The organism is Kitasatospora sp. NPDC036934, from assembly GCF_055608425.1.
This window is the reverse complement of sequence record NZ_JBVJQR010000021.1, coordinates 30,739-54,486: the sequence shown is the minus strand read 5'-3', so window position 1 is coordinate 54,486 and position 23,748 is coordinate 30,739. Positions and strand designations below refer to the sequence as shown.

Below are 23,748 nucleotides of genomic sequence, written 5' to 3'. Positions count from 1 at the left end.
GAACGTCCTAGGCGGGGAGTAGGTCTCGGTCGCGGACCATCAGGGCGGCGCGCTTGTCGGGCAGGTCGAGTTCGGCGGCGGCCCGGAACCCGGCCCGCTCGAAGGCCCGGACGGAGCGCCGGTTGCGGACGTCCGGTTCGGCCACCACCCGCTCGCAGCCCGGTCTCCGGCGGAGGATCAATTCGGCCAGGGCGCCGAGCAGCTGGGCCCCGAGGCCGCGGCCCCGGCTGGTGGCCGGGCCGAGCAGCAGGTGGAGGCCGGTGTCCTGCGGCCGGGCCGGGTAGTGGGCGGCGAGCGGGTCGAGGTCGGCGCGGTAGACCTCCCAGTAGCTCATCGGCTCGCCGTCGAGCAGTCCGAGGCAGGGCACGCTGCGTCCGTCGCCGTCCAGTTGGGCCCGCAGGTGCCGTTCGGTGACGGTGGGCGGCCCGGCCAGCGCCCAGAACGCGTCGACCTCGGGGTCGTTCATCCACCCGGTGAGCAGCCCCAGGTGTTCCGGCAGCCGGACCGGGTCGAGCCGGAACCGGCCGGCCGGGGTGGGGACTTCGCCCCACCCGGCCAGGTCCTCCGTCATCGGGCCCCCGCCACCGGGTTGGGGATGTCCACGTACACGGACTGGGTGGCGACCGGGCCGACCAGCTCGTCCAGGCCGTTGATCCGGGTGAGCAGGTTGGCCTTGCAGGGCAGGGTGGGCGCGTCCAGCAGCAGGGCGGGCAGCGCCGAGCCGGTGGCGGCCGCCCGCGGGCCGGCCAGGAACCGGCGCAGCCCGGCCAGCAGCACCGTCTCGTCGGCGAGCCCCTGGGAGCCGAAGGCGCCGATCAGCCCGAGCACGTGGTTGATGCCGAGGTAGTACGCGAAGTGGTGGTCGATGACGGCGTCCGGCAGGAAGGTGTCGCTCTCCGCGCCGAGTCCGGGCAGCCGGGCGGTGAGCCGTTCGGCGGCGCTCTCTCGGTAGTAGTAGCCCTGGTTGTCGCGGTACCGGCCGCCGCTGGGCCAGCCCTCGGCGTCCAGCAGGACGATGCTGTTCTGCTGGTGCGCCTCCAGGGCGATGCCGCCGTGTCCGTCCAGCCAGAGGACGGGGAGGACGACGGCCTCCAGGTAGCGCAGGAACCATTCGGCGGCCACGGTGCGCAGCGGGCGCCCGGTGCGGGCGGCGAGCGCGCGCAGGGTGTCGCCGACCGCGGACGGCACGGTGGCGCCGGTGCCGCGCGGCTGTTCGGCGACCAGCCCGGCCACGCACAGCGCGCGCTGGGTGGGCGCGAAGGGCTGGGCGCGCAGAACGGTGTCCAGTCCGCCGGGGTCGCCGAGTGCGGGGTGGTCGACGCCGATCCAGGCCGGGTCCCGGACGATGTCGAAGCCGGGGTGGGCGGCCCGCCATTCGGCGGCGAGGCCGTTCTCCAGCAGCCGGTGCACCTCCAGGCCGCGGTGGAGTTCCTTGCGCAGGTTCTCCCGGCGGGAGTTGGTGATCCGCAGGCCGAGCGAGAGCTTGAGCATCCACGGGGTGCCGGGCCGGTAGACGGTGCGCACCGAGGAGGTGGGGTGCCAGGGTTCGCCGGCCGGCCCGAGGTCGTGCAGCAGCCCGTCGGCGAGCAGGGCGGCGGCGGCCGGGCGGTGGGCGAGTTCGCGGGCCTGCCAGGGGTGCAGCGGCAGGGCGGCGGTGCCGGGCGGCAGGGTGGCGTGGCCGCCGAGCAGGTCGGCGGTGATCCGGTCGGCGCTCCGGGCGACGGCCGAGCCGGCCGCGAGCACGGTGCGGTCCACGGCGAACCAGTGGACCTGGAAGCTGCCGTGGAGTTCGGGCGAGTAGGCGGCGCTCTGGGCCGGGCCGAGGCCGTCGCGGCTCTTCGGGGTGGGGTGCAGCGGGTGGCCGAGCAGCAGGGACTGTTCGGCGGCGAGGAAGTGCGAGCGTTCCGGTCCTCCGGGTGCGGCGGCGGTGCGGTGGTGGGTGAGGATCTCGGCGGTGCGCACGACCGAGTCGGCGACCCTGGCGGCGAGGTCGGCGACCTGTCCGGGGTCGGGCCGGTCGGCGGCCGCGGCGGCGAGCAGGGCGGCGGCGGTGACGGCGTCCACCGGGGCCGCGGCGGTGCTGTCCCCGGCCGAGAGGGCGGCCGGGCCGAAGCGGTGCCAGCCGCTGGGGGACCAGTAGCGGACCGGCGCGGTGAGCCGGGCGGCGCCGCCGAGGACGTCGATCCGCAGTCGGCCGTCCGGTCCGGGGCGGGCGCCGGTCTCCCGCGCCCAGCAGCGCAACAGGGCTTCCAGGGCGGCCTGTTCGGCGGCGACGGCGGGGTCGGGGTGCAGCAGCGGGTCGGGCCCGGGCCGGTGTTCCGCGCCCGCGTCGGGGTGTTCACGGTCCGACACCTGCCCTCCTCGGTCCTGAACTCGCTGGTCGCTCGTCACCTCCGGCGCCGACGTGTCCTTCGGCTCGGGGCGGGAGTCCGTGGACGGCGGCGGTACGGGCGGGGCTCCGGTGAGGGCGGTGCTCAAGGCTGCTCCTTGGTGCGCGTGGGGGTGCGGACGCGCGCTGGTGGTGGAGGGGGTCGGCGGGCGCTCGCACCGTCGCGTCAGGTAAGGGTTACCTATCCCTGACGGTTGATCACAAGGACCGCTCACTCGTCCGGGTGAAGATCGGGGATAGTGCGCCACCGGGCGGGGCTGCCCTGCTCTGCCAACGGAGGGGCCGGTCCGGCATCACGGATCGGTGACCTCCGGTCAACCCAGGAACCCGGGGGGCGACTGCCGCCGTCCTGTACCGCGATGGAAGACTCCAGGGCGGCGAGCCGCCGCACCGAAGCCCGACCCGACACCATCCCATCGCGTACAGGGGGAAGCGCACCGATGCCATCGATCCACCGGTCAGCCCTCGCCGCCGCCCTGGTCACCGGAACGCTGCTGGCCGTCAGCGCCTGCGGACCGGACGGCCCGGCGGGCGGCGACAGGACCGCGGCGGCGCCGCCGCCCAGCACGCAGGCGAGCGCCGCCCCCGGCGGTGTCATCGGCGGCATCGCCCTGCCGTCCGGTCTGCCGACCAGCCTGCTGGAGGGCCTGCCGAAGAGCTGGGACGACCTGAAGAAGTGGAAGTTCGACGACTGGGACAAGTGGGCGTCCAAGCACGTCTTCAACAACCCGGTGGTGAAGGACTTCTGGAACCCGGACAAGATGGGCGACGCCAAACCCGCCGACCCGGCCCCGCCCACCGCCAAGCCGGCCGCCGACGACGGGGTGACCGACCCCGAGCCGCCGGTGGTCAAGGCCGTCCAGGTGCCCCGCCCGTACCTCAAGCAGCCCTCCGGGAAGGTGTTCTTCTCCGCCCAGGGCGGCCGGGGCAACTGCTCGGCGACGGTGATCGCCGACCCGCAGCACCCGGGCAAGAGCAACCTGGTCTGGACGGCGGCGCACTGCGTGCACGAGGGCAAGGGCGGCGCCTTCTACAAGGACCTGGTGTTCGTCCCCGCCTACAACAACTCCGGTGCCTCCAGCGGCGGCAAGAAGGCCCCGCTGTCCGAGCTGGCCCCGCTCGGCACCTGGTGGGCCGACCAGGTCGTCACCTCCCCGCAGTGGATGGTCGAGGGCGGCCCGACCGGTGACGCCGCCAACCAGTACGACTTCGCCGTGATGCGCGTGCACAACCAGAACGACACCGGCAAGTCCCTGGAGGAGACGGTCGGTTCGGCCGTCCCGGTCTGGTTCGACGCGCCCCGCGACCAGCTCAAGGTCTCGGCCGCCGGCTACCCGCTGGTCAAGCCGTTCGACGGCCAGGAGCTCTACAAGTGCGACGGCGGCAAGCCCACCCGGCTGTCCTTCGACGCCAAGCGCCCGTCCATGCTGACCATCGGCTGCAACATGACCCAGGGCGCCAGCGGCGGCGGCTGGTTCGCCACCATGCCGGACGGGAGGACGGCGCTGGTCAGCAACACCTCGATCGGCACCCAGGAGCACACCTCGCTGAGCGGCCCGTACCTGGAGACGGTCGCCAAGCAGGCCCTGGACTGGATCTCCAGGAAGCAGTGACCGGCACCACCACGGGGGCACCTCAGCTTGCGCACCACCAGCACCACCGGCACCACCAGCACCACCAGCACCAGCACCACCGGCACCAGGGGACGGCGGGCTGCCACGGCCGGCGCCGCGCTGCTCGCCGCCCTGACGCTCACCGCGGCCGCCTGCGGCCCGGACGGCCCCGGCGCCCCCGCCGCCCCGCCCGCGGCACTGCCCAAGGCCGCCCCGACCAGCGTGGGTGACCTCGGCGGCTGGAAGCTGGAGGACTGGACCCGGTACGTCGCCGACAGCGGCTTCACCAACCAGACGGCCCCGGGCTACTGGACGACCGCCCGGATGGAGGCCGCAAAGGCCCGCCCCACCCCCGAGTACTCGCTGACCGCCCCCGCACCGGCCGCCGTCCAGCGCGACGCCCCGCCCGGCCCGGTCCCGGCCACGGCCCAGCCGCACCCGTACGGCCCGGACTCCGCCGTGGTCGGCAAGCTGCTGATGACCACGCCCCAGGGCGACGCGGCCTGCTCCGGCACGGTGGTCGCCGACCCGCTCAACCCGGGCCGGAGCAACCTGGTGTACACCGCCGCGCACTGCCTGCACGACGGCAAGGGCGGCGGCTGGGTGAAGAACCTGGTCTTCGTGCCCGCCTTCAACCGGGACGGACAGGCGGGCAACCGGGACGGCCGGGCGGCCCGCGGCAAGCCCTCCGGCGACCAGCAGGCTGCCCCGTACGGCCGCTGGACGGCGGTGCGCGCGCTGGTGTCACCGACCTGGCTGCAGGAGGACGGCGTCGGCGCCCACGACCAGTACGACTACGGGATCGTCCGGGTGCGCGGCGAGTCCGGCTCCGGCCCGTCCCTGGAGGAGGCGGTCGGCGGGTCCGTGCCGGTCTGGTTCAACGCCCCGCGCGAGCAGGTCACCTCGGCCACCGCCTACGGCTACCCGGTCGAGCGGCCCTTCGACGGCCTGGAGCTGCAGCGCTGCGAGTCCGCCGCCGCGCCGGGCCTGCTCTCCTTCGACCGGGCCCGGCCGCCGATGTACGTGATCGGCTGCACCATGACCGGCGGCGCGGGTGGCGGCGGCTGGTTCATCACCAAGGACGGCAAGCCCAACCTGGTCAGCGTCAGCTCGGTCGGCAACCGCGCCCCGGCGGGCTACCTGGCCGGACCGTCGCTCCAGGACCAGGCGAAGCAGGCCTTCGACTACTTCGTCAAGAACGTGAAGTAGCCCCCGGACGCGGACGTCCGGGGGCTACCGCGGCAGACCGGTCAGCCCTGCAGGGCGACCGTGAAGTGCTCCAGCTCGGCGGCCAGCTCGGCCGGCACCTTGGCGTGCAGCAGCGTGCCGTCGGCGGTGTGCTCGGTGCCGAGCAGCTCGCCCTCCTTGTGCACCCGGGAGACCAGGGCGCCCTGGGTGTAGGGCACCAGGGCCCGCACCTCGACGGCGGGGCGCGGCAGCTCGTCGTCGATGAGCTTCAGCAGCTCCTCGATGCCGGCGCCGCTGCGGGCCGACACCACGATGGCGTGCGGCTCGCGGCGCAGCAGGCGCTGCAGCACGTGCGGGTCGGCGGCGTCCGCCTTGTTGATCACCACGATCTCCGGCACGTTCTGCGCGTCGACCGAGACGATGACCTCGCGGACGGCGGCCAGCTGGGTCTCCGGCTCGGGGTGCGAGCCGTCCACCACGTGCAGGATGAGGTCCGCGTCGGCGACCTCCTCCATGGTCGAGCGGAAGGCCTCGACCAGGTGGTGCGGCAGGTGCCGGACGAAGCCGACGGTGTCCGCCAGGGTGTAGAGCCGCCCGCTCGGGGTCTGGGCCCGGCGCACGGTCGGGTCCAGGGTGGCGAACAGCGCGTTCTCCACCAGTACGCCCGCGCCGGTGAGCCGGTTGAGCAGGGAGGACTTGCCGGCGTTGGTGTAACCGGCGATGGCCACGGACGGCACCTGGTGGCGCTTGCGCTCCTGGCGCTTGGTGTCGCGGCCCTTCTTCATGTCGGCGATCTCCTTGCGGAGCTTCGCCATCTTCTCGCGGATCCGGCGCCGGTCGGTCTCGATCTTGGTCTCACCGGGACCACGGGTGGCCATGCCGCCGCCCGAGGAGCCGGAGCCACCGCCACCCATCTGCCGGGACAGCGACTGACCCCAGCCGCGCAGGCGCGGCAGCATGTACTGCATCTGCGCGAGCGAGACCTGCGCCTTGCCCTCCCGGGACTTGGCGTGCTGGGCGAAGATGTCCAGGATCAGGGCCGTCCGGTCGACGACCTTGACCTTGACCACGTCCTCCAGGTGGATCAGCTGGCCGGGGGTGAGCTCACCGTCGCAGACCACGGTGTCGGCGCCGGTGGCGGCGACGATGTCGCGCAGCTCCTGCGCCTTGCCGGAGCCGATGTAGGTGGCCGCGTCGGGCTTGTCCCGGCGCTGGATGACGCCGTCCAGGACCTCGGAGCCGGCCGTCTCGGCGAGCGCGGCGAGCTCGGCCATCGAGTTCTCCGCCTCCTCCAGGGTGCCGTCGGTCCAGACGCCGACGAGCACCACGCGCTCCAGGCGGAGCTGGCGGTACTCGACCTCGGTGACGTCCTGGAGTTCGGTGGAGAGGCCGGCGACCCGGCGCAGGGCTGCGCGCTCACTGCGGTCGTACTGGTCGCCGTCGTAGCTGTGGCCGAGGTCCTCGTCGATGGCCGCGTGGTCCTCGTCCATGAGGGCTTCCGCCCGCAGACCGTCGAGGCGGCGCGGGGCGTCGGCGTGGTCGCGGGTGTCGAACGTGGAGGTCATTCTGTCCTTTGGTCGCTGGGTGGCTTCGGCGAGGACCCCTGGATCTCACCCGGGCTCCTGTGCCCTGAGAACGCCGTGGACCGGCCGTGAATTCCCCACGATGGTCGCACGCCGGGCACGGGCCGGTCATCCCCATTTCCCCCGGAGTGCCGGCCCGGGCGCCCTTCCGGGGAGCGCGTCGCGCCCTCGCGGGTCCGGGTCCCCTCCGGGGCGTGCGGCCGGCTCACGTCGTACACCCCGGAGACCCTGAGCATCGCCCGCATCAGGGCCGGCAGCGCGCCCGGCTCGGGCAGCTCCACGGTGTAGGTGTGCCGGACCCGCAGCTCCTGCGGCGGCTCGACCTCGGCGGAGACGATGCCGACGCCCGCGGCGGAGATCGCCGCGGTGAGGTCGGCGAGCAGCCGGGGCCGGTTCAGCGCCTCGGCCCGCAGGGTCACCCGGTGCCCGGCCGCCGGGGCGTCCTCCTGCCGCCAGCGGACCTCCAGCTCGGCCCGCCCGTCCGCGCGCAGCCGCTGCCCGGCCGGGCAGGCGGTGCGGTGCACGGCCACGGCGCCGCCGCGGATCGGGTAGCCGGCCACCTCGTCCGGGGGGACGGGCGTGCAGCAGCGGGCCAGCCGCACCGGCGCCCCGGGCCGGCCGGCCACCGCCACCGGGGCGGTCCGGCGCTCGCCCGGCCGGTGCGCGGGCGGGGCGGGCTGGCCGGCGGCCGGGCCGGTGCGCACCACCGGCAGCCGGGCCGGGTGGTCGGCCAGCCAGCGCTCGATGGCCAGCCGGGCGGCCGGGGTGCGGGCGTGCGCCAGCCACTCGGGCGAGGGGCCGGACGGCTGCACCCCGCCGCCGGCCGGGAGGCTCTCGGTGAGCACCGCGAGCACGTCCCCGTCCTGCAGCACGGTGGACAGCGCGGTGAGCCGGCCGTTGACCCGGGCGCCGATACATCGGTGACCGGTCTCCTCGCCGAGCAGGTAGGCGGCGTCCACGCAGCTGGCCCCGGCCCTCAGCTGAAGCGTTTCGCCGCTCTCCGTCACCACGGTGATCTCGCGGTCGCCGGCCAGGTCGGCCGTGAGCGCGGACCAGAAGGCGTCCGGGTCGGGGGTCTCCTGCTGCCACTCCAGCAGCCGGCTGAGCCAGCCGGGCCGGGCCGGGTCGGTGCGGTCCAGCTCGTCGGCGTCCTGGGCGGGGCCGGCCGGGGACGGGTCGCCGAGCGCGACCACCCCGGTCTCGGCCACCTCGTGCATCCGCCGGGTCCGCACCAGCACCTCGACCACCGCGCCGCCGTCCAGCGCGACGGCGGTGTGCAGCGACTGGTAGAGGTTGAACTTGGGGGCGGCCACGAAGTCCTTGAACTCGCCGGGCAGCGGCGTCCAGCAGGTGTGCAGCTCGCCGAGCACCGCGTAGCAGTCGGCGTTCTCCTCGACCACCACCAGCAGCCGCCCGAAGTCGGCCGGCTGGGGCTCCTGCGGCCGCCCGTCCCGGCCCGGCGCGGCGGCCCGCTTGAGCAGCACCCGGTGCAGCGAGACGCAGTGCCGGGGCCGTACCGTCACCTCGGCGGCGACCCCGGTCTCGGCCAGCTGGCGGGCCAGTTGCCGGGCGAAGGGCTCCAGCAGGGCGTCCGGCTCGGCCTCGTGGCCGGCCATCAGGCCGCGGGTGCGGGCGTGCTCCTCGGGGTGCAGGGTGGCGAAGACGATGTCCTCCAGCTCCGCCTTGAGCACCTGGATGCCCAGCCGCTCGGCCAGCGGGATCAGCACGTCCCGGGTGACCTTGGCGATCCGCACCTGGCTGGCCGGCTTCATGTGCCGGATGGTGCGCATGTTGTGCAGCCGGTCGGCGAGCTTGATCACCATCACCCGGACGTCGTCCCCGGTGGCGACCAGCATCTTGCGGAAGGTCTCGGCCTCGGCGGCGGCGCCGAAGTCGACCTTCTCCAGTTTGGTCACCCCGTCGACCAGGTAGGCGACTTCGGGCCCGAACCCGGCGCTCACCTGGTCCAGCGTCAACTCGGTGTCCTCGACGGTGTCGTGGAGCAGCGAGGCGACCAAGGTGGTCGTCCCGGCGCCGAGTTGGGCCAGGATCATGGTGACGGCCAGCGGGTGGGTGATGTACGGCTCACCGCTCTTGCGCTTCTGGCCGCGGTGGCTGGCCTCGGCCAGCCGGTACGCCCGGGCCAGCAGGGCGAGGTCGGCCTGCGGATGGTGCCGTCGGTGCACCTGGACCAGCGGTTCCAGGGCGTCCGGCACCGGCGGCCGGCCGGTGGCCAGCAGGGCGGCCCGCCCGGCCCGGCCGAGGGCGGCCCGGCCGAGCTCCCCGAGGGGCCTCCTGGCCCCGCCCTGCCGTGCGCTCGTCGGCTGCCCCGTGATGGGGGGCTGCCCGGCTTCGATGGTCATCGGCACCTCCGGCAACGTCGCCGGGTGCGGCCCCTCCCCGTGGGGTGACCCGGTGGTCCATGCTACCGAGCAGAGCACGTTCCGCGACGCCGTGATTCCCGTCCGCGACCGGTATCACCCGATCGGGGGGATTCGTCACCGTACGAACTGGGCAAACCGGGGCGTCGCTACCGACTCAGCGACTCCCACCAGCGCGCGTCCAGCCGCCCCTCGGCCACGATGACCGCCGGCCCGGTCATGTCCACCCGGCCGTCCGGGTGCTCGGTGATCACCAGCCGACCGCCCAGCACGTCCACCGTGTACGAGACCGCCGCGCCGGTGACCGCCGGGTCCACGCCGTCCCGGCGGATCGCCGCCACCGCGACGGCGCAGGCGCCGGTGCCGCAGGAGCGGGTCTCGCCGGAGCCGCGCTCGTACACCCGCATCGCCACGTGCCGCGGGCCCCGGTCCACCACGAACTCGACGTTGACGCCCTCCGGGTAGGCGCCCTCGGGGCTGGTGAGCGGCGCGCCGAAGAGGTCCCCGGCGTGGTCCAGGCTCTCCACGAAGGCCACCGCGTGGGGGTTGCCCATGTTGACGTTCAGGGCGGGCCAGCGCCGCTCGCCGACGGCCACCTCGATGCCGTCCGGTCCGGGCAGCCGGGGCCGGCCCATGTCGACGGTGACGTCGCCGGGCGTGCCGTCCGCGGCGTCCTCGGCGACCGTCGCGGTGAGCACCCCGGAGCGGGTGGCGATCGCCAGCTCACCGGGCTTCGCCAGGCCGGCCTCGACCAGGAAGCGGGCGAACACCCGCAGGCCGTTGCCGCACATCTCGGCGATGCTGCCGTCGGAGTTGCGGTAGTCCATGAACCACTCGGCCCGGTCGGCCTGGCTCGCGGCGGCCGGGTCGGCGGCCGCCCGCACCACGCGCAGCAGCCCGTCGCCGCCGATGCCGGCCCGCCGGTCGCAGAGCGCGGCGACGGCCTCCGGGCCGATCTCCAGCACCCCGTCCGGGTCGGGCACGATCACGAAGTCGTTCTGGGTGCCGTGCCCCTTGAAGAAGGGGAGACCGGCCTGCTGAGGAGAGGATGCGCTCACCCCACCGATGGTACTGATGCCCGCCCGCTCGCCGCCGGGCGCTCCGACCCCACGGCTCGGGGCGGACGGCCCCGCGGCCGGCCGGGCCCGGGCGGCGTCCTCAGCGCAGGTAGGCGACCCGCCACACCGCGAGCGCGCAGGCGGCCAGCGCGATCAGGGTGTAGACCACGATGGCCTTCCAGCCGGCCCGCCGCCCGGAGCCCCGGCGCGGCAGGCCCGGCCACTTGTAGCCGGCGTGCCGGGCGGCCATCGCGCCCCAGCCGACCGAGGCGGCGGTGAACAGCAGCCCGAGCATCCCGACCATGGTGGCCCGCGCCCCGGCCGAGCCGAAGGCGAGCGGGAAGGCGAACATCAGCGAGCCGAGGGTGCCGAGCAGGGCGATCGGCAGGGTCTGCCACCAGCGGAGCCGGCGCAGCGGCCGGATCTCCCGCTCGTGCACCGCGGCGTCCGGCGGGGTGCGGGTGTCCAGTGCGGGCACCGCGGCCGCGTACGAGGTCGGCGCCTCCAGGCCGGTCAGCACGGGGAGGTCCCCCCTCGTCGACTCGTCGAACTCCTCGGCCGGTACGGTGACGCTCCCGCTCTGGCCGGATTCGGGGCCGGTACCCGTCGACACACGGCCTCCCCTGACAGTTCGACACGAGCGGACTCGCGGCCGGGCACGGCCGACCCGCGCGGGCCGACCCTTATGGCATCGATGATGGCATGTCCAGAGGGGGCGTTCGGGGCCTGACCGGGGTCCTCGGGTGATCCGTGGCCATCACGTGATCGGGCCGTGACCCCCGGTTCGTCCTGCACGGTCGCCTGCGCGCGCAGGTGCACCGCCGAATTGGCCGGAACAGCACCTATGCGGCCGGAACTCCCTGACGGCCGATCAGTTCGAGGGAGTGTTCCAGCAGCTCGACGGGGTCGGTACCGGCCGGTCGGGAGAGCCAGTGGATGCGGTCGTCCCGACGGAACCAGGACTCCTGGCGGCGGGCGAAGCGCTTGGTGGCCCGGACGGTCTCGGCCCGTGCCTCGTCCTCGGTGCACTCGCCGGCGAAGTGGTCCAGCACCTGCTGGTAGCCGAGCGCCCGGGAGGCGGTCCGGCCCTCGCGCAGCCCGACCCGCTCCAGCTCCCGCACCTCGTCCAGCAGCCCGGCCTCCCACATCCGGTCGACCCGCAGCGCGATCCGCTCGTCCAGCTCGGGTCGCGGCACGGCGACGCCGATCTGCACCGCTTCGTACACCGCGGTGTTGCTCGGCAGGTTGGCGGTGAACGGCTGCCCGGTGATCTCGATGACCTCCAGCGCCCGGACGATCCGCCGCCCGTTGCCGACCAGGATCGCCTCGGCGGCCGCCGGGTCCAGCTCGGCCAGCCGCCGGTGCAGCGCGTACGGGCCGCCCTGCTCCAGTTCGGCCTCCAGCCGGGCGCGCACCCGCGGGTCGGTGCCGGGGAACTCCATCTCGTCGATCGCGGCCCGGACGTACAGCCCGGAGCCGCCGACCAGGACGGGGGTGCGCCCGGCCGCGAGCAGCCGGTCGATCTCGGCCCGGGCCAGCCGCTGGTACTCGGCGACGCTGGCGGCCTCGGTGACGTCCCAGACGTCCATCAGGTGGTGCGGCACTCCCCCGCGCTCGGCCATGGTCAGCTTCGCGGTGCCGATGTCCATGCCCCGGTACAGCTGCATCGAGTCGGTGTTGATCACCTCGCCGCCGAGGCTGCGGGCGATGGCGACGGCCAGGTCGGACTTTCCGGCGGCGGTCGCGCCGACGATGCTGATCACACGGGAGCTGCTCACCGCTCCAGTCTCCCAAACCGCCGCCGCGGTCGGGGCCGGGCTGCCGCCCGCCGCCCACTGCGCGAGGATGTGACTGGTTCCCGGACGGTCTCCGGCCGTTTCCACCCCGACCCGGCTTTGCGAACTCTTTACCGGTCGGACGCGTTGTGCGGGAGACAGCGAAAGAAGGAGATCACCATGGGTCTGATGGACAACCTCAAGGGCAAGGCCGAGGAGCTCAAGGAGAAGGCCAGCGAGCTCGCGGGCAAGCACAGCGACCAGATCGAGCACATGGTCGACAAGGCCGGCGGCGCGATCGACAAGGCCACCAAGGGCAAGTACAGCGACAAGATCGAGCACGGCGCCGACAAGGCCAAGGACGCGGTGGGCGACTTCGCCCACAAGCCGAAGCCGGAGGGCGGGGAGGGCCAGGCCCCCCGACCCCCGCAGCCGTAGCGGCGGTCAGCCCCAGGACGCCACGAAGTACCCGACCCCGTACGGCGCGTCCTGGTAGCCCAGCCGCCCGGTGAGGCCGGCGCCCTCGGCGGCGCCGGCCAGCACCTGCCAGGGCGCCCGGCCCTCGGCCTTCAGCTCGGCGGCCAGCGCCGGGTCCAGGCCGGCCAGGGCCGGCAGGTCGGCCGAGCCGAGGGCGGCGGCCACGGCGGCGTCGTAGCCCTCGGCCCGCTCGTCCAGGTAGCCGGGCGCCTTCAGCGAACGGCAGGCGCTGCCGTCGCCGAGCACCAGCAGGGCGACCCGGTCGGCGAGGCCGGCCAGGCCCTGGCCGAGGCCGAGCATCCGGTCGGCGGGGGCGTCGGCGGGCACCGCGCAGGCGTGCGTCGGCAGGGTCACGCCGGCGCGCTCCAGCAGCCAGGCGCCGACGGTCAGCGAGGGCGCCAGCTCCGGGCCCTCTACCCGCCCGCCGGGCAGCTTGGCGACCAGCGGCACCCCGTAGCGGTGGAAGGAGCCGGCCCCGCCCTCGGTCCACACCTCGGCCTCCGGCCCGGCGCCGACCGCCACGACCAACTGCGGCCCGGCCGCGACCAGCGCCGCCAGCGCCTCGTCACAGGCGGCGCGCAGCCCGTCCAGCTCGGGCGCGGCCCCGGCGGCGACCTCGGGGACGAGCAGCGGCGGACAGGGGCACACGGCGGCGGCTACCAGCATGCCGATCACTCTAGCCGGGAAGCCGAACGGCCCGGCCGGAGCTCCGGCCGGGCCGCCGTCACGGCACGCGAGTCGGTCGCCGCCCGCCGGTCAGTCGCCGCAGCAGGCGCCGCCCGCCGGGGCGGCCAGCGGCAGCTGCGCCGGGGCGCCGATGCCGGGCAGGCCGAGCATGACGCCCGCCGGCTTGTCGGCCGGCTTGGCCTGGCGCTTCTCCCAGGCGTCGCCGGCCCGGGTACGCCGCACCGCGAGAGTGGGGCCCTCGGCCAGCAGGTGGTGCGGGGCGGCGTAGGTGATCTCGACGGTCACCACGTCGCCGGGGCGCACCGGCTCCTCGGGCTTGGTGAAGTGCACCAGCCGGTTGTCGGGGGCGCGGCCGGAGAGGCGCTGGGTCTTGTCGTCCTTCTTGCCCTCGCCCTCGGCGACCAGGATCTCCAGGGTGCGGCCGACCTGCTTCTTGTTCTCGTCCCAGGAGATCTCCTCCTGGAGGGCGATCAGCCGGTCGTAGCGGGCCTGGACGACCTCCTTGGGCACCTGGTCCGCCATGTCCGCGGCGGGGGTGCCGGGGCGCTTGGAGTACTGGAAGGTGAAGGCGTTGGTGAAGCGGGCCTCGCGGACGACGTGCATCGTCTCCTCGAAGTCCTCCTCGGTCTCGCCGGGGAAGCCCACGATGATGTCGGTCGAGATGGCCGCGTCCGGCATCGCCTCGCGGACCTTGCGGATGATCCCGAGGAACCGGTCCTGCCGGTAGGAGCGGCGCATCGCCTTGAGGACGCGGTCCGAGCCGGACTGCAGCGGCATGTGCAGCTGGTGCATCACGCTCGGGGTCTCGGCCATCGCGGCGATCACGTCGTCGGTGAAGTCCCGCGGGTGCGGCGAGGTGAAGCGGATCCGCTCCAGGCCCTCGATCTGCCCGGCCGCGCGCAGCAGCTTGGAGAAGGCCTCGCGGTCGCCCAGGTCGGAGCCGTAGGCGTTGACGTTCTGGCCGAGCAGGGTCACCTCGATGACGCCCTCGTCCACCAGCGCCTCGATCTCGGCGAGGACGTCACCGGGGCGGCGGTCCTCCTCCTTGCCGCGCAGCGCGGGGACGATGCAGAAGGTGCAGGTGTTGTTGCAGCCGACCGAGATGGCGACCCAGGCCGCATACGCGGACTCCCGGCGGGTGGGCAGCGTGGAGGGGAAGGTCTCCAACGACTCCAGGATCTCGACCTGGGCCCTGCGCTCGACCGCGGCCCGCTCCAGCAGCGCCGGCAGGTGCCCGATGTTGTGGGTGCCGAACACCACGTCGACCCATGGAGCGCGCTTGACGATGGACTCGCGGTCCTTCTGGGCCAGGCAGCCGCCGACGGCGATCTGCATGCCCTGGTGGCGGCTCTTGACCGGCGCGAGCTGCCCGAGGTTGCCGTACAGCTTGTTGTCGGCGTTCTCGCGCACCGCACAGGTGTTGAACACGACCAGGTCCGGGTCGCCCTCGGGCCCGGCCTTGACGTACCCCGCGTCCTCCAGCAGGCCGGACAGCCGCTCGGAGTCGTGGACGTTCATCTGACAGCCGTGCGTGACGACCTTGTAGCTCTTCAATCCGCTCTCACCGCTCACCAGACCAGGGTACGGGCAGCCGCGAGCCGCCATTTCCCGGATCTTCGTCACGGCGGCTCCGGAGCTTTCCACCCGCCGCTCCCCTCCCGTTCGGCGGGAGCGCCTGGCAGTATCCCTGCATATGACCCCCACCTATCCGTCACGTCTCGGCGCCGCCGTCCGCCGCGCGGCCCGCAGCCCGTTGTGGCGGACGGTGCTGGTGCTGGTGCTGCTGGTCGCCGGACTGGGCGGCTGGTGGCTGTCGGCGGCCCGCTCGCCGGGGTACCCGCGCGGGGAGACCCGCTTCGCGACCGGTGTCCCGCGCGGGGTCTACGACCGGTACGGGCAGCTGCTGCAGGGCCACGTCTCGCGGACCATGCCGGGGGTGCGGCTGGCCCTGGACAGCTCCGAGGGCTCGGTGGACAACCTCGCCCGGGTGATCAGCGGCCAGGACACCTTCGCCATCGCCACCGCCGACGCGGTCGCCGAATACCAGGGGCCCGGCAAGGACCGGCTGCGGGCGATCGCCCGGCTGTACGACGACTACCTGCAGCTGATCGTCCCGGCGGATTCCACGGTGCGCCGCACCGCCGACCTCAAGGGCCTCCGGGTCGGCGTCGGCCTGCCGCAGTCCGGGGTGAACCTGGTGACCAGGCGGCTGCTGACCGCGGCCGGCCTGGACCCGGACCACGACATAACGCCGGTGCCGGGGGGCGTCAGCGACGGCTCCGACGAGCTGCGCGAGGGCAGGATAGACGCCTTCTTCTGGTCCGGCGGCCTGCCGACCAGCGCGCTCACCGACCTCTCCGACCACATGCGGATCCGGATCGTCCCGCTGGCCGACCTCTCGGAGGCGCTGCACAAGGCGGAGGGCGGCGGCGTGGACGCCTACCGGGCGGCCACCATGCCCAAGGGCACCTACCCGAACGCCGAGCCCAAGGACGCCGTGGCCACCATGGCCGTCCCCAACCTGCTGGTCACCCGGGACGACGTGGACCCGGGCCTGGTCGAGGGCATGACCCGGGCGGTGATCGACAGCCGGGACCAGATCGGCGCCCAGGTGCACGCCGCCCAGCTGGTCGACCTGCGCACCGCCGTCTACACCGACCCGCTCCCGCTGCACGAGGGCGCGGCGCGCTACTACCGCTCGGTGAAGCCCTGACTCGGTGAAGCCCTGAGGCGGTGAAGCCCTGAGGCGCCCTGCCGGGGCTGCCGGGGCTGCTGAGGCCGCTCCGGCTGCTACGGCCGCTCCGGCCTCGGCACCGCCAGGGTCACCGCCAGCCCGGTCGGCTTGACCGGGGCGAAGCCGAGGGAGCCGCCGCCGGCCGTCAGCAGGGTGCGGGCGATCGACAGGCCCAGCCCGGAGCCGTCCACGTTCTGGTGCCGCGCGCTGCGCCAGAACCGGTCCCCGGCCCGGGACAGCTCGTCCTCGGTCAGCCCCGGCCCGGCGTCGCTGACGGTCACCGCGACCTCGTCCCGGCGCACCGCTACCCGCAGCCGCACCTGGCTGCCGGCCGGGCCGAACTTGAGCGCGTTGTCCAGGACGGCGTCCAGCGCGGAGCCGAAGCCGATCGGGTCCGCCATGCCGATCGCCAGCGCCGGACCGTCCCAGCGCAGTTCGATCCCGCGCTGCTCGGCCACCGGCCGCCAGCCGTCCACCCGGGCGAGGGTCAGCTGGGCGAGGTCGGTCTGCTCGGGTTCCGGGCGGGCGTGCTCGGCGGTGGCCAGGCCGAGCAGGTCGTCCAGCACCCGGGCCAGCCGGATGCCCTCCTCCCGGACGCCGCTGACCTCCTCCTCGTGCCCCTCGGGCAGCTCCAGGCCGAGCACCTCGACCCGCAGCAGCAGTGCCGAGAGCGGGTTGCGCAGCTGGTGCGAGGCGTCCGCGACGAAGGCTTTCTGCTGGTCCATGGCGTGCACCACGTGGTCCGCCATCTCGTTGAACGACCGTGCCAGCCGCTGGAGTTCGGGCGGTCCGCCGCCGGGGGCGACCCGCGCGGACATCTGCCCGGTGGCGATGTCGTGGGTGGCCCGGTCCAAGGTGCGCACCGGACGCAGCACCCACTCGGTGAGCCGGACGGCCAGCAGCACGGCGACGGCCATCGCGGCCGCCTCGCCGCCGGCCAGCACCAGCCACTTGTGCAGCACCCTGGCCCGCAGCGCCCCGGTCGGGGACTCGCTGAGCACCACCGCGACCACGTCGCCGTCGCGCACCACCGGGGCGGCGACGGTGATCGTCCGGTCCTCGGTCCACGGCCAGACCTGTGGCGGGTTGTGGCTGCGCCGCCCGTCGAGGGCCTCCTGGAAGGCCTGGGCACCCCAGCCGACGGCGGGCACCCGCCAGTCGTGCGGCGCCACCGCGATCGGCATGCCGTCGCGCTGGAAGATGCCCAGCCGCACGCCGTACAGGTCGTAGTAGCGCTGGACCTCGGCGTCGATCGCGTGCCGCCGGCTGAGGTCGCCCGGGGCCGGCTCCGGGTCGGCCTTGCGGGCGGAGTCCAGGGCGGCGGCGCCCGAGGTGGGCAGGTCCTGGGCGAAGCGGGCGGCGTCGTCGAGCCGGTCGACCACCACCCGGCTCTGCTCGGCCGCCGCGAAAGCCGCCGCGAGCGGCAGCCCCAGGGCGGCCAGGACGCAGAGCATGAGGGCGATCAGGATGCCGAGCAGGCGGGTGCGCACGTGCGGTCAGTGCTCCGCGGGGGCGGACGGGGCCTGGTCGGCCGCGGGAGCGGACGGGGAGTCGGGGATCAGCCGGTAGCCGACGCCGCGCACGGCCTCGACCAGGCCCGGCAGCGCGAGCTTGTTGCGCAGCGAGCCGATGTGCACCTCCAGGGTGCGGCCGTTGCCCTCCCAGCCGCTGCGCCAGACCTCGCTGAAGATCTGCTCGCGGCGGTAGACCACGCCGGGGCTCTGGGCGAGCAGCGCCAGCAGGTCGAACTCCTTGCGGGTGAGCGGCACGTCGCGGCCGTCCACGCTGACCCGGCGGCGCTCCCGGTCGATCCGGATGCCCCGGGACTCCAGCGGGCCGCGCTGCTGCGGTACGGCGTCGGGCGCGGGCAGCGCCACCGAGGACGGCTGGGCGCCGCGGCGGGCGACCGCGTGGATGCGGGCGAGCAGCTCGCCCATGTCGTACGGCTTGGTGACGTAGTCGTCGGCGCCCAGGTTGAGGCCGTGGATCCGGGAGCGGATGTCGGCGCGCGCGGTCACCATGATGACCGGCACCCCGCTGCCGGCCCGGATCCGACTGCAGACCTCGAAGCCGTCGCGGTCGGGCAGCCCGAGGTCGAGCAGCACGACGCGGTACGGCTCGTTGCCGTCCGGCACCAGGGCGTCCAGCGCCTCGTGTCCGCTGCGGGCGTGCCGCACCTGGAAGCCGTGCCGGCCGAGCACCGCGACCAGGGCCGCGGCGACGCGTTCGTCGTCCTCGACGAGCAGCAGTCGCATCCTGTTCTCCTCCTTCCCCCACGTGATCACCGGGCCAGTTCGCGCGGGGCCCGGTCCTGCGCAGTATGGGCCAGCGGGCGGCCGGGCGCCAGGTTCGACCGCGCACCGGGCTCGTGGGGGACGACCGGCACCGGTGCGGATTCCCGCTGTGACATGCCCCGTCGACACACTCGCGAACAGTACGTACGGATCGCGTGGCCGTTTCGTGATCCTCAAGTTCCGCTCAGATCGGCTGACGGGGCACCGTCAGCGCTCCTATGGTCGGCCCACCGGGGGCTGCGGCTCCGCCGGTCGCGGCTCCCGGATACGTACCACCTTTGCCGCCCAAGGGAGTTGGGACTCCTCCGGCAGGCAGGAACCATCTCAGTTCGACACAAAAGGGAGCAAGGCGCGATGTCCGAGAAGCCGGTCGAGGACTCCACCCCCGCAGCCGCCCCGCTGGTCGTGCTGAACAAGGTCAACAAGCACTACGGCGCGCTGCACGTGCTGCAGGACATCGACCTGGAGATCAGCCAGGGCGAGGTCGTGGTGCTGATCGGCCCGTCCGGGTCGGGCAAGTCCACGCTCTGCCGCACGATCAACCGGCTGGAGTCCATCGACTCCGGCACGATCACGCTGTCCGGCCGCCCGCTGCCCGCCGAGGGCCGGGAGCTGGCCAAGCTGCGCGCCGAGGTCGGCATGGTGTTCCAGAGCTTCAACCTGTTCGCGCACAAGACCGTGCTGGAGAACGTCGTTCTCGCCCAGGTCAAGGTGCGCAAGGTGATCCGCTCGCACGCCGTGAAGACCGCCCGCGAACTGCTGGAGCGGGTCGGCGTCGGGGCGCAGGCGGACAAGTACCCGGCCCAGCTCTCCGGCGGCCAGCAGCAGCGCGTGGCGATCGCCCGGGCGCTGGCGATGAAGCCGAAGGTGATGCTCTTCGACGAGCCGACCTCGGCCCTCGACCCGGAGATGGTCAACGAGGTGCTGGAGGTCATGCGCCAACTGGCCGCCGACGGCATGACGATGGTCGTGGTCACCCACGAGATGGGCTTCGCCCGCTCCGCCGCCAACCGGGTGCTGTTCATGGCCGACGGGAAGATCGTCGAGCAGAACACCCCGGACGCCTTCTTCACGGCGCCGCGCTCCGACCGCGCCAAGGACTTCCTCTCGAAGATCCTCCACCACTGACCCTTCGAGACCACGCGGGGCCGCGGCCGGCAACGGCGCCGACCGGCCCCGCCCGTGCACGACTTCCAGACGCCAGAGCCCGGTTGATGCCGCGGCCCAGCCCCAGGAGAACAACCCTCATGAGGACTTCCCGCACCCTCGCCGTGGCCCTCTGTGCCGTCGCGCTCACCGCCACCGCCGCCTGCGGCAAGGACGGCACGCCCGCCTCCTCCAACGCGGCGAGCGCCAGCAACGCCCCGGCGCTGCCGACCTACACGGTCAAGACCGACGTCAAGGTCGACTCCCCGGTCATCGCCGAGGCCAAGAAGCGCGGCCAGCTGATCATCGGCGCCAAGGCCGACCAGCCGAACCTCGGCTGGGAGGACGTCGCCAGCGGCGACCGCAGCGGCTTCGACATCGAGATCGCCAAGATGGTCGCCGCCGACCTCGGCTTCACCCCGCAGCAGATCAAGTGGCAGACCCTGGTCTCCTCGCAGCGCGAGCCGGCCATCGCCAAGGGCCAGATCGACTTCTACGTCGGCACCTACAGCATCAACGACGAGCGCAAGAAGACGGTCTCCTTCGCCGGCCCGTACTACATCGCCGGCCAGGACTTCCTGGTGAAGAGCGACAACACCTCGATCACCGGCCCGGAGAGCGTCAGCGGCAAGAACATCTGCACCGCCACCGGCTCGACCTCGATCAAGAACATCCAGCAGTACAACCCGAAGATCACCCAGTTCGACACCTACTCGGCCTGCGTCGAGAAGCTGATGTCCGGCGAGGTCGACGCGGTCACCACCGACGACGCGATCCTCAAGGGCTACGCCTCCAAGTACTCCCCCAAGCTCAAGGTGGTCGGCAAGCCGTTCACCAAGGAGAACTACGGCGTCGGCCTCAACAAGGACGACAAGGCGCTGCGCGACGCGATCAGCGACGCCCTCAAGGCCCACGAGGACAACGGCGACTGGAAGAAGGCCTACGACGCGACCCTGGGCGCGTCCGGCTCGGCCGCCCCGGCGATCCCGACCCTCGACCGCTACTGATCCGGCCGCCGTACCCGACCACCCGTTCTGACCATCTGTGAGAGGAGGGCCGCCGGATGGGGTTCCTGTTCGAGCAGGACAACTTCGCGTTGTTCCGCGACGGCTTCCTGCAGACGATCGAGCTGAGCGCGCTCAGCGCCCTGCTCGCCCTGCTGCTGGGCACCCTGCTGGCGGCCTTCCGGGTCTCCCCGGTGCCGGTCCTGCGCGCCTTCGGCACCACCTGGGTGACGCTGTTCCGCAACACCCCGCTGACCCTGCTGTTCTTCGCCGTCACCTTCGGCCTGCCGCCGCTCGGCGTGCACTTCAGCCACCTCGCCTTCGCGGTGCTGGCCCTCGGCGGGTACACCGCCTCGTTCGTCTGCGAGGTGATCCGCTCCGGCATCAACACCGTGCCGCTCGGCCAGGCGGAGGCGGCCCGCAGCCTCGGCATGAACTTCTTCCAGACCCTCACCCTGGTCGTCCTGCCGCAGGCCACCCGTACCGTGCTGGCCCCGATGAGCAGCGTGTTCATCGCGCTGCCGAGGAACTCGGCGATCGCCGGCGCGTTCAGCGTCGGCGAGCTGTACAGCTCCCAGCAGACCTTCTCCGAGCGCGGCTACTCGATCTTCTCGATCTTCTTCTGGGTGGCCTGCGCCTACCTGCTGATCAGCGCGACGGTCGCCTCGTTCTTCCGCTTCCTGGAATCCCGACTGGCGGTGGCCCGATGAGTTTCTTCCAGCGCCAGGCCTCGGCCAGTGTCCTCTACGACACCCCCGGCCCCCGGGCCCGCGCCCGCTACCGCCTCTTCGGCGTCCTCTCGCTGATCGGCATCGCGGGCCTGCTCTGGTACGTCGTCTCCGCGCTCGCCGACAACGGCCAGTTCGACGCCGACCTGTGGGACCCGTTCCAGTACACCTTCGTCCAGCAGATGATCGTGGACGGCCTGCTGGCCACCCTGAAGGCCTTCGGCCTGGCCGCGGCCTTCTCGCTCACCCTGGGTGCGCTGCTGGCCGCCGGGCAGCTGTCCGACCACCGGCCGGTCCGCTGGGTCTGCACCTCGGTCGTCCAGTTCTTCCGGGCGATGCCGCTGCTGATCCTGATCGTCGCGCTCTACTACGCGTTCTTCGCCAAGGACCCGATGTGGGCGCTGGTGCTCGGCCTCACCCTCTACAACGGCGCCGTCCAGGCCGAGATCATCCGCAGCGGCGTCAACGCCGTACCGCGCGGCCAGGGCGAGGCGGCGTACGCCCTCGGGATGCGCAAGACCCAGGTGATGTCCGGCATCCTGGTGCCGCAGGCCGTCCGCTCGATGCTGCCGACGATGATCGGCCAGCTGGTGGTCACCCTCAAGGACACCTCGCTGGGCTTCATCATCACGTACAACGAGCTGCTGTTCATGGGCAAGAAGATCGCCAGCCAGCCGATGAACGCCGCGGGCTTCCCCTACATCCCCGTGGTCCTGGTGATCGCGCCCATCTACATCGCCCTGTGCCTCCTGCTGACCGCGCTCGCGCGGTGGATCGAAGCACGCGGTCGTCGCGGCGCGAACCGGCGCACTTCACCTGCTGCTTGACGGACACCCAGGCGAACTGTTGCATTGCTCTTCGTGACACCTCCCGGGAGCATCCACGCGGCATATGCGCCAGCGGTAACTGACGCCGGCCCATGGTCCGGTTCGTGCCCGGAGGTCCGCGCATGGATCCGGTGATCGTGGTCGGGGCCGGACCGGTCGGTCTGGCCCTGGCCCTCGCGCTGGCCCGGCACGAGGTGCCGACCGTCGTCCTGGACGAGGGCTCCGGGCTCTGCCCGGAGGGGCCCCGCAGCGTCGTCCTCGGCGCCGACTCCACCGCCTTCCTGACCCGGATCGGCTACTCCCGGGCCGTCTCCGACTCGGCGCTGTGGGACTCCTTCGCCGTCTGGCGGCGCCGCCAGGAGGTGCTGCGGATCGACCTCACCGACTCCCCGACCTTCCACCTCCCCCAGCACCGCCTCCAGCGCGGCCTGCGGGACGCCCTGACCGGCACCCCGCTGGTCCGGCTGGTCCCGCTGAACCGGGTCGTCGAGCTCGAACAGGACCGCGACGGGGTCAGCGTCCGCACCCACGGCACCCAGGACGGCTCCACCACCTGGTGGCGCGGCAGCCACCTGGTTGGCTGCGACGGCGCCCGGTCCACCGTCCGCAAGCTGCTGAAGATCCGCTTCCCCGGCCGCCCCGCCGTCGACCGCAACGCCATCGCCACCGTCCGGGTCGACCTCCCCTTCGACGGCGCCCGGCTGCACCGCGAGCCCCCCTGGCGCGGCGACCGCGAGGCCTCCGCCCGTCCGCTCCCGGACGGCGTCTGGCGGCTCGACTGGCGGCTGCCCCCCGGCCGGCCCGACCCCGCCGAACAGGTCGACCCGCACGCCACCTGGCCCGGCATCGTCACCGGCGACACCCTGCTCACCCGGGTCACCGCCACCCTCACCGGCTGGTGCGGCGAACTCCCCCGCTACGAACTCCTCGCCGCCGCCGACCACACCGCCCAGCAGCGCCTCGCCGCCCGCTTCCGCAGCGGCCGCTGCTTCCTGGCCGGCGACGCCGCCCACCTGCACGGCGCCCTCGGCATGCAGAACCTCGCCGACGGGCTGCGCGACGCCGACAACCTCGCCTGGCGGCTCTCCCTCGCCTGGCACCTCCACTCAGGCGGCCCCCAGCCCGGCGGCTCGCTGCTGGACGGCTACGAGGCCGAGCGGCGCGGCGCGGTCGGCGCCCGGCTGCGTGCCGTCGACCAGTCCATGCCGCTGCTGCGCCCGCTGCGCGGCTGGCAGCAGACCCGTCGCTCACTGCTGGTCGGCGGCTTCCGCAAGCACGCCCCGCTGCTCGCCGACGGGCAGCTCGGCACCGGCCGCTTCGGCGGGGCGCCCGCCTACCCGGCGGCGCCCTCCGGCGTCCCCGGCCGGGTGCCGGTCCAGCGCGGCGCGCGCGGCGCCACCTCGCTCAGCGAACTGCTGCCCGCCACCGCCCCCGGGGTGCTCGTCCCGGACCTGCCGGTGCTCACCTCCGATGGCACCCCGGACCACCTGCACGCCCGGCTCGGTGCCACCTTCCTGCTGCTGCTGGTCGCCCCCGGCACCGCCGTGTGGTCCGCCGAGCACTGGCTGGGCGCCGGACTGATGCCCAGGCTCGGCGAGGTGGCGGCCGCGCTGCCGGTACCGGCCGAGGTGCTGGTCACCGAGGAGTACCCGGGCGCAGGGCCGCACACCGTGCTGCTGATCCGGCCGGACGGGCACCTGGTCGGCGTCACCCAGGGCGCCGCCGCCGAGGACCTCCTGGTCCTCGCCGACCGCGCCCGCGGCGGCCCGGCCCCGCTCACCGGCCCGGCCGAACCCGGGCCCGAGGCGGCCCCGGAACCCGAACCCCAGCAGGTCGACTCGGCGAGCCAGGCCTAGGGTCTGTC

Annotated in this window: 20 protein-coding genes; 9 read left to right on the top strand and 11 right to left on the bottom strand. The window is 73.7% G+C overall.

Translation table 11 applies throughout. The features are described from left to right. Positions 1–7 precede the first annotated feature (7 nt). Both ACZ7BZ_RS28120 and ACZ7BZ_RS28115 read right to left on the bottom strand, forming a co-directional pair. Positions 8–679 carry a GNAT family N-acetyltransferase gene (locus tag ACZ7BZ_RS28120; RefSeq protein WP_470360823.1) on the bottom strand — a complete coding sequence of 224 codons (672 nt, stop codon included), beginning with the start codon at positions 677–679 and terminating at the stop codon, positions 8–10. Continuing rightward, entirely contained in the window at positions 568–2,478 is a 1,911-nt protein-coding gene (locus ACZ7BZ_RS28115; protein WP_470360772.1) for an IucA/IucC family protein, read from the bottom strand. Before ACZ7BZ_RS28115 ends, ACZ7BZ_RS28120 begins: the two co-directional genes overlap by 112 nt. A gap of 351 nt (positions 2,479–2,829) precedes the next feature. Between ACZ7BZ_RS28115 and ACZ7BZ_RS28110 the strand changes: the two genes are divergently transcribed. Continuing rightward, the gene (locus ACZ7BZ_RS28110; RefSeq protein ID WP_470360771.1) at positions 2,830–4,002 is read left to right on the top strand and encodes a trypsin-like serine peptidase; all 1,173 of its coding nucleotides are present in this window, start codon (positions 2,830–2,832) and stop codon (positions 4,000–4,002) included. A gap of 27 nt (positions 4,003–4,029) precedes the next feature. Continuing rightward, the gene (locus ACZ7BZ_RS28105; protein WP_470360770.1) at positions 4,030–5,211 is read left to right on the top strand and encodes a trypsin-like serine peptidase; all 1,182 of its coding nucleotides are present in this window, start codon (positions 4,030–4,032) and stop codon (positions 5,209–5,211) included. A 41-nt stretch (positions 5,212–5,252) separates the two neighbouring features. Here the strand turns inward: ACZ7BZ_RS28105 and hflX are convergent, their stop codons facing one another. The 5 genes from hflX to miaA all read right to left on the bottom strand — a co-directional run bounded on the left by hflX (position 5,253) and on the right by miaA (position 11,990). Beyond that, complete coding sequence (gene hflX / locus ACZ7BZ_RS28100) at positions 5,253–6,755, bottom strand: GTPase HflX (protein ID WP_380454814.1); 1,503 nt, start codon at positions 6,753–6,755, stop codon at positions 5,253–5,255. Beyond that, positions 6,752–9,136, bottom strand: coding sequence for a RelA/SpoT family protein (locus ACZ7BZ_RS28095; protein ID WP_470360769.1), 2,385 nt, complete (start codon positions 9,134–9,136; stop codon positions 6,752–6,754). The genes hflX and ACZ7BZ_RS28095 overlap by 4 nt, the downstream gene beginning before the upstream one ends. Before the next feature lie 167 nt (positions 9,137–9,303). Continuing rightward, positions 9,304–10,212, bottom strand: coding sequence for a diaminopimelate epimerase (gene dapF / locus ACZ7BZ_RS28090; RefSeq protein WP_470360768.1), 909 nt, complete (start codon positions 10,210–10,212; stop codon positions 9,304–9,306). Between the two features lie 100 nt (positions 10,213–10,312). Further along, entirely contained in the window at positions 10,313–10,825 is a 513-nt protein-coding gene (locus tag ACZ7BZ_RS28085; RefSeq protein ID WP_470360767.1) for a hypothetical protein, read from the bottom strand. A 229-nt stretch (positions 10,826–11,054) separates the two neighbouring features. Then, positions 11,055–11,990: a tRNA (adenosine(37)-N6)-dimethylallyltransferase MiaA gene (miaA, locus tag ACZ7BZ_RS28080; protein ID WP_470360766.1), complete on the bottom strand. Its 936-nt coding sequence runs from the start codon at positions 11,988–11,990 to the stop codon at positions 11,055–11,057. A gap of 177 nt (positions 11,991–12,167) precedes the next feature. Between miaA and ACZ7BZ_RS28075 the strand changes: the two genes are divergently transcribed. Continuing rightward, positions 12,168–12,425: an antitoxin gene (locus ACZ7BZ_RS28075; protein ID WP_380454823.1), complete on the top strand. Its 258-nt coding sequence runs from the start codon at positions 12,168–12,170 to the stop codon at positions 12,423–12,425. A gap of 6 nt (positions 12,426–12,431) precedes the next feature. Here the strand turns inward: ACZ7BZ_RS28075 and ACZ7BZ_RS28070 are convergent, their stop codons facing one another. Together ACZ7BZ_RS28070 and miaB are read right to left on the bottom strand one after the other, a co-directional pair. Continuing rightward, the gene (locus ACZ7BZ_RS28070) at positions 12,432–13,130 is read right to left on the bottom strand and encodes a class III extradiol dioxygenase subunit B-like domain-containing protein (RefSeq protein ID WP_470360765.1); all 699 of its coding nucleotides are present in this window, start codon (positions 13,128–13,130) and stop codon (positions 12,432–12,434) included. 90 nt (positions 13,131–13,220) lie between these two features. Next, positions 13,221–14,723, bottom strand: coding sequence for a tRNA (N6-isopentenyl adenosine(37)-C2)-methylthiotransferase MiaB (miaB, locus tag ACZ7BZ_RS28065; protein ID WP_470360764.1), 1,503 nt, complete (start codon positions 14,721–14,723; stop codon positions 13,221–13,223). 121 nt (positions 14,724–14,844) lie between these two features. Between miaB and ACZ7BZ_RS28060 the strand changes: the two genes are divergently transcribed. Further along, entirely contained in the window at positions 14,845–15,864 is a 1,020-nt protein-coding gene (locus ACZ7BZ_RS28060) for a TAXI family TRAP transporter solute-binding subunit (protein ID WP_470360763.1), read from the top strand. A gap of 77 nt (positions 15,865–15,941) precedes the next feature. Here the strand turns inward: ACZ7BZ_RS28060 and ACZ7BZ_RS28055 are convergent, their stop codons facing one another. Together ACZ7BZ_RS28055 and ACZ7BZ_RS28050 are read right to left on the bottom strand one after the other, a co-directional pair. Further along, complete coding sequence (locus ACZ7BZ_RS28055; RefSeq protein ID WP_470360762.1) at positions 15,942–17,375, bottom strand: sensor histidine kinase; 1,434 nt, start codon at positions 17,373–17,375, stop codon at positions 15,942–15,944. Positions 17,376–17,381: 6 nt separating this feature from the next. Continuing rightward, positions 17,382–18,140 carry a response regulator transcription factor gene (locus tag ACZ7BZ_RS28050; RefSeq protein ID WP_380454833.1) on the bottom strand — a complete coding sequence of 253 codons (759 nt, stop codon included), beginning with the start codon at positions 18,138–18,140 and terminating at the stop codon, positions 17,382–17,384. 393 nt (positions 18,141–18,533) lie between these two features. Here ACZ7BZ_RS28050 and ACZ7BZ_RS28045 point away from each other — a divergent pair, with 393 nt between their 5' ends. The 5 genes from ACZ7BZ_RS28045 (at position 18,534) to ACZ7BZ_RS28025 (ending at position 23,740) form a co-directional block, all read left to right on the top strand. Next, a complete protein-coding gene (locus ACZ7BZ_RS28045) occupies positions 18,534–19,307 on the top strand; it encodes an amino acid ABC transporter ATP-binding protein (protein WP_380454835.1) in 774 nt (257 codons plus the stop codon). Between the two features lie 119 nt (positions 19,308–19,426). Further along, on the top strand, positions 19,427–20,332 hold the full coding sequence (locus ACZ7BZ_RS28040) for a glutamate ABC transporter substrate-binding protein (RefSeq protein WP_380454837.1): 906 nt from the start codon (positions 19,427–19,429) through the stop codon (positions 20,330–20,332). 56 nt (positions 20,333–20,388) lie between these two features. Then, on the top strand, positions 20,389–21,039 hold the full coding sequence (locus tag ACZ7BZ_RS28035; RefSeq protein ID WP_465749377.1) for an amino acid ABC transporter permease: 651 nt from the start codon (positions 20,389–20,391) through the stop codon (positions 21,037–21,039). Further along, on the top strand, positions 21,036–21,884 hold the full coding sequence (locus tag ACZ7BZ_RS28030; protein WP_470360761.1) for an amino acid ABC transporter permease: 849 nt from the start codon (positions 21,036–21,038) through the stop codon (positions 21,882–21,884). Before ACZ7BZ_RS28035 ends, ACZ7BZ_RS28030 begins: the two co-directional genes overlap by 4 nt. A gap of 122 nt (positions 21,885–22,006) precedes the next feature. After that, a complete protein-coding gene (locus tag ACZ7BZ_RS28025; RefSeq protein WP_470360760.1) occupies positions 22,007–23,740 on the top strand; it encodes an FAD-dependent monooxygenase in 1,734 nt (577 codons plus the stop codon). The last annotated feature ends 8 nt before the right edge of the window (positions 23,741–23,748 follow it).

Coding starts and splice junctions, on each gene's coding strand:
- ACZ7BZ_RS28110 (WP_470360771.1), top strand. CDS start 2,830: ATGCCATCGATCCACCGGTCAGCCCTCGCCGCCGCCCTGGTCACCGGA.
- hflX (WP_380454814.1), bottom strand. CDS start 6,755: ATGACCTCCACGTTCGACACCCGCGACCACGCCGACGCCCCGCGCCGC.
- ACZ7BZ_RS28095 (WP_470360769.1), bottom strand. CDS start 9,136: ATGACCATCGAAGCCGGGCAGCCCCCCATCACGGGGCAGCCGACGAGC.
- ACZ7BZ_RS28075 (WP_380454823.1), top strand. CDS start 12,168: ATGGGTCTGATGGACAACCTCAAGGGCAAGGCCGAGGAGCTCAAGGAG.
- ACZ7BZ_RS28070 (WP_470360765.1), bottom strand. CDS start 13,130: ATGCTGGTAGCCGCCGCCGTGTGCCCCTGTCCGCCGCTGCTCGTCCCC.
- ACZ7BZ_RS28060 (WP_470360763.1), top strand. CDS start 14,845: ATGACCCCCACCTATCCGTCACGTCTCGGCGCCGCCGTCCGCCGCGCG.
- ACZ7BZ_RS28050 (WP_380454833.1), bottom strand. CDS start 18,140: ATGCGACTGCTGCTCGTCGAGGACGACGAACGCGTCGCCGCGGCCCTG.
- ACZ7BZ_RS28045 (WP_380454835.1), top strand. CDS start 18,534: ATGTCCGAGAAGCCGGTCGAGGACTCCACCCCCGCAGCCGCCCCGCTG.
- ACZ7BZ_RS28040 (WP_380454837.1), top strand. CDS start 19,427: ATGAGGACTTCCCGCACCCTCGCCGTGGCCCTCTGTGCCGTCGCGCTC.
- ACZ7BZ_RS28035 (WP_465749377.1), top strand. CDS start 20,389: ATGGGGTTCCTGTTCGAGCAGGACAACTTCGCGTTGTTCCGCGACGGC.
- ACZ7BZ_RS28030 (WP_470360761.1), top strand. CDS start 21,036: ATGAGTTTCTTCCAGCGCCAGGCCTCGGCCAGTGTCCTCTACGACACC.
- ACZ7BZ_RS28025 (WP_470360760.1), top strand. CDS start 22,007: ATGGATCCGGTGATCGTGGTCGGGGCCGGACCGGTCGGTCTGGCCCTG.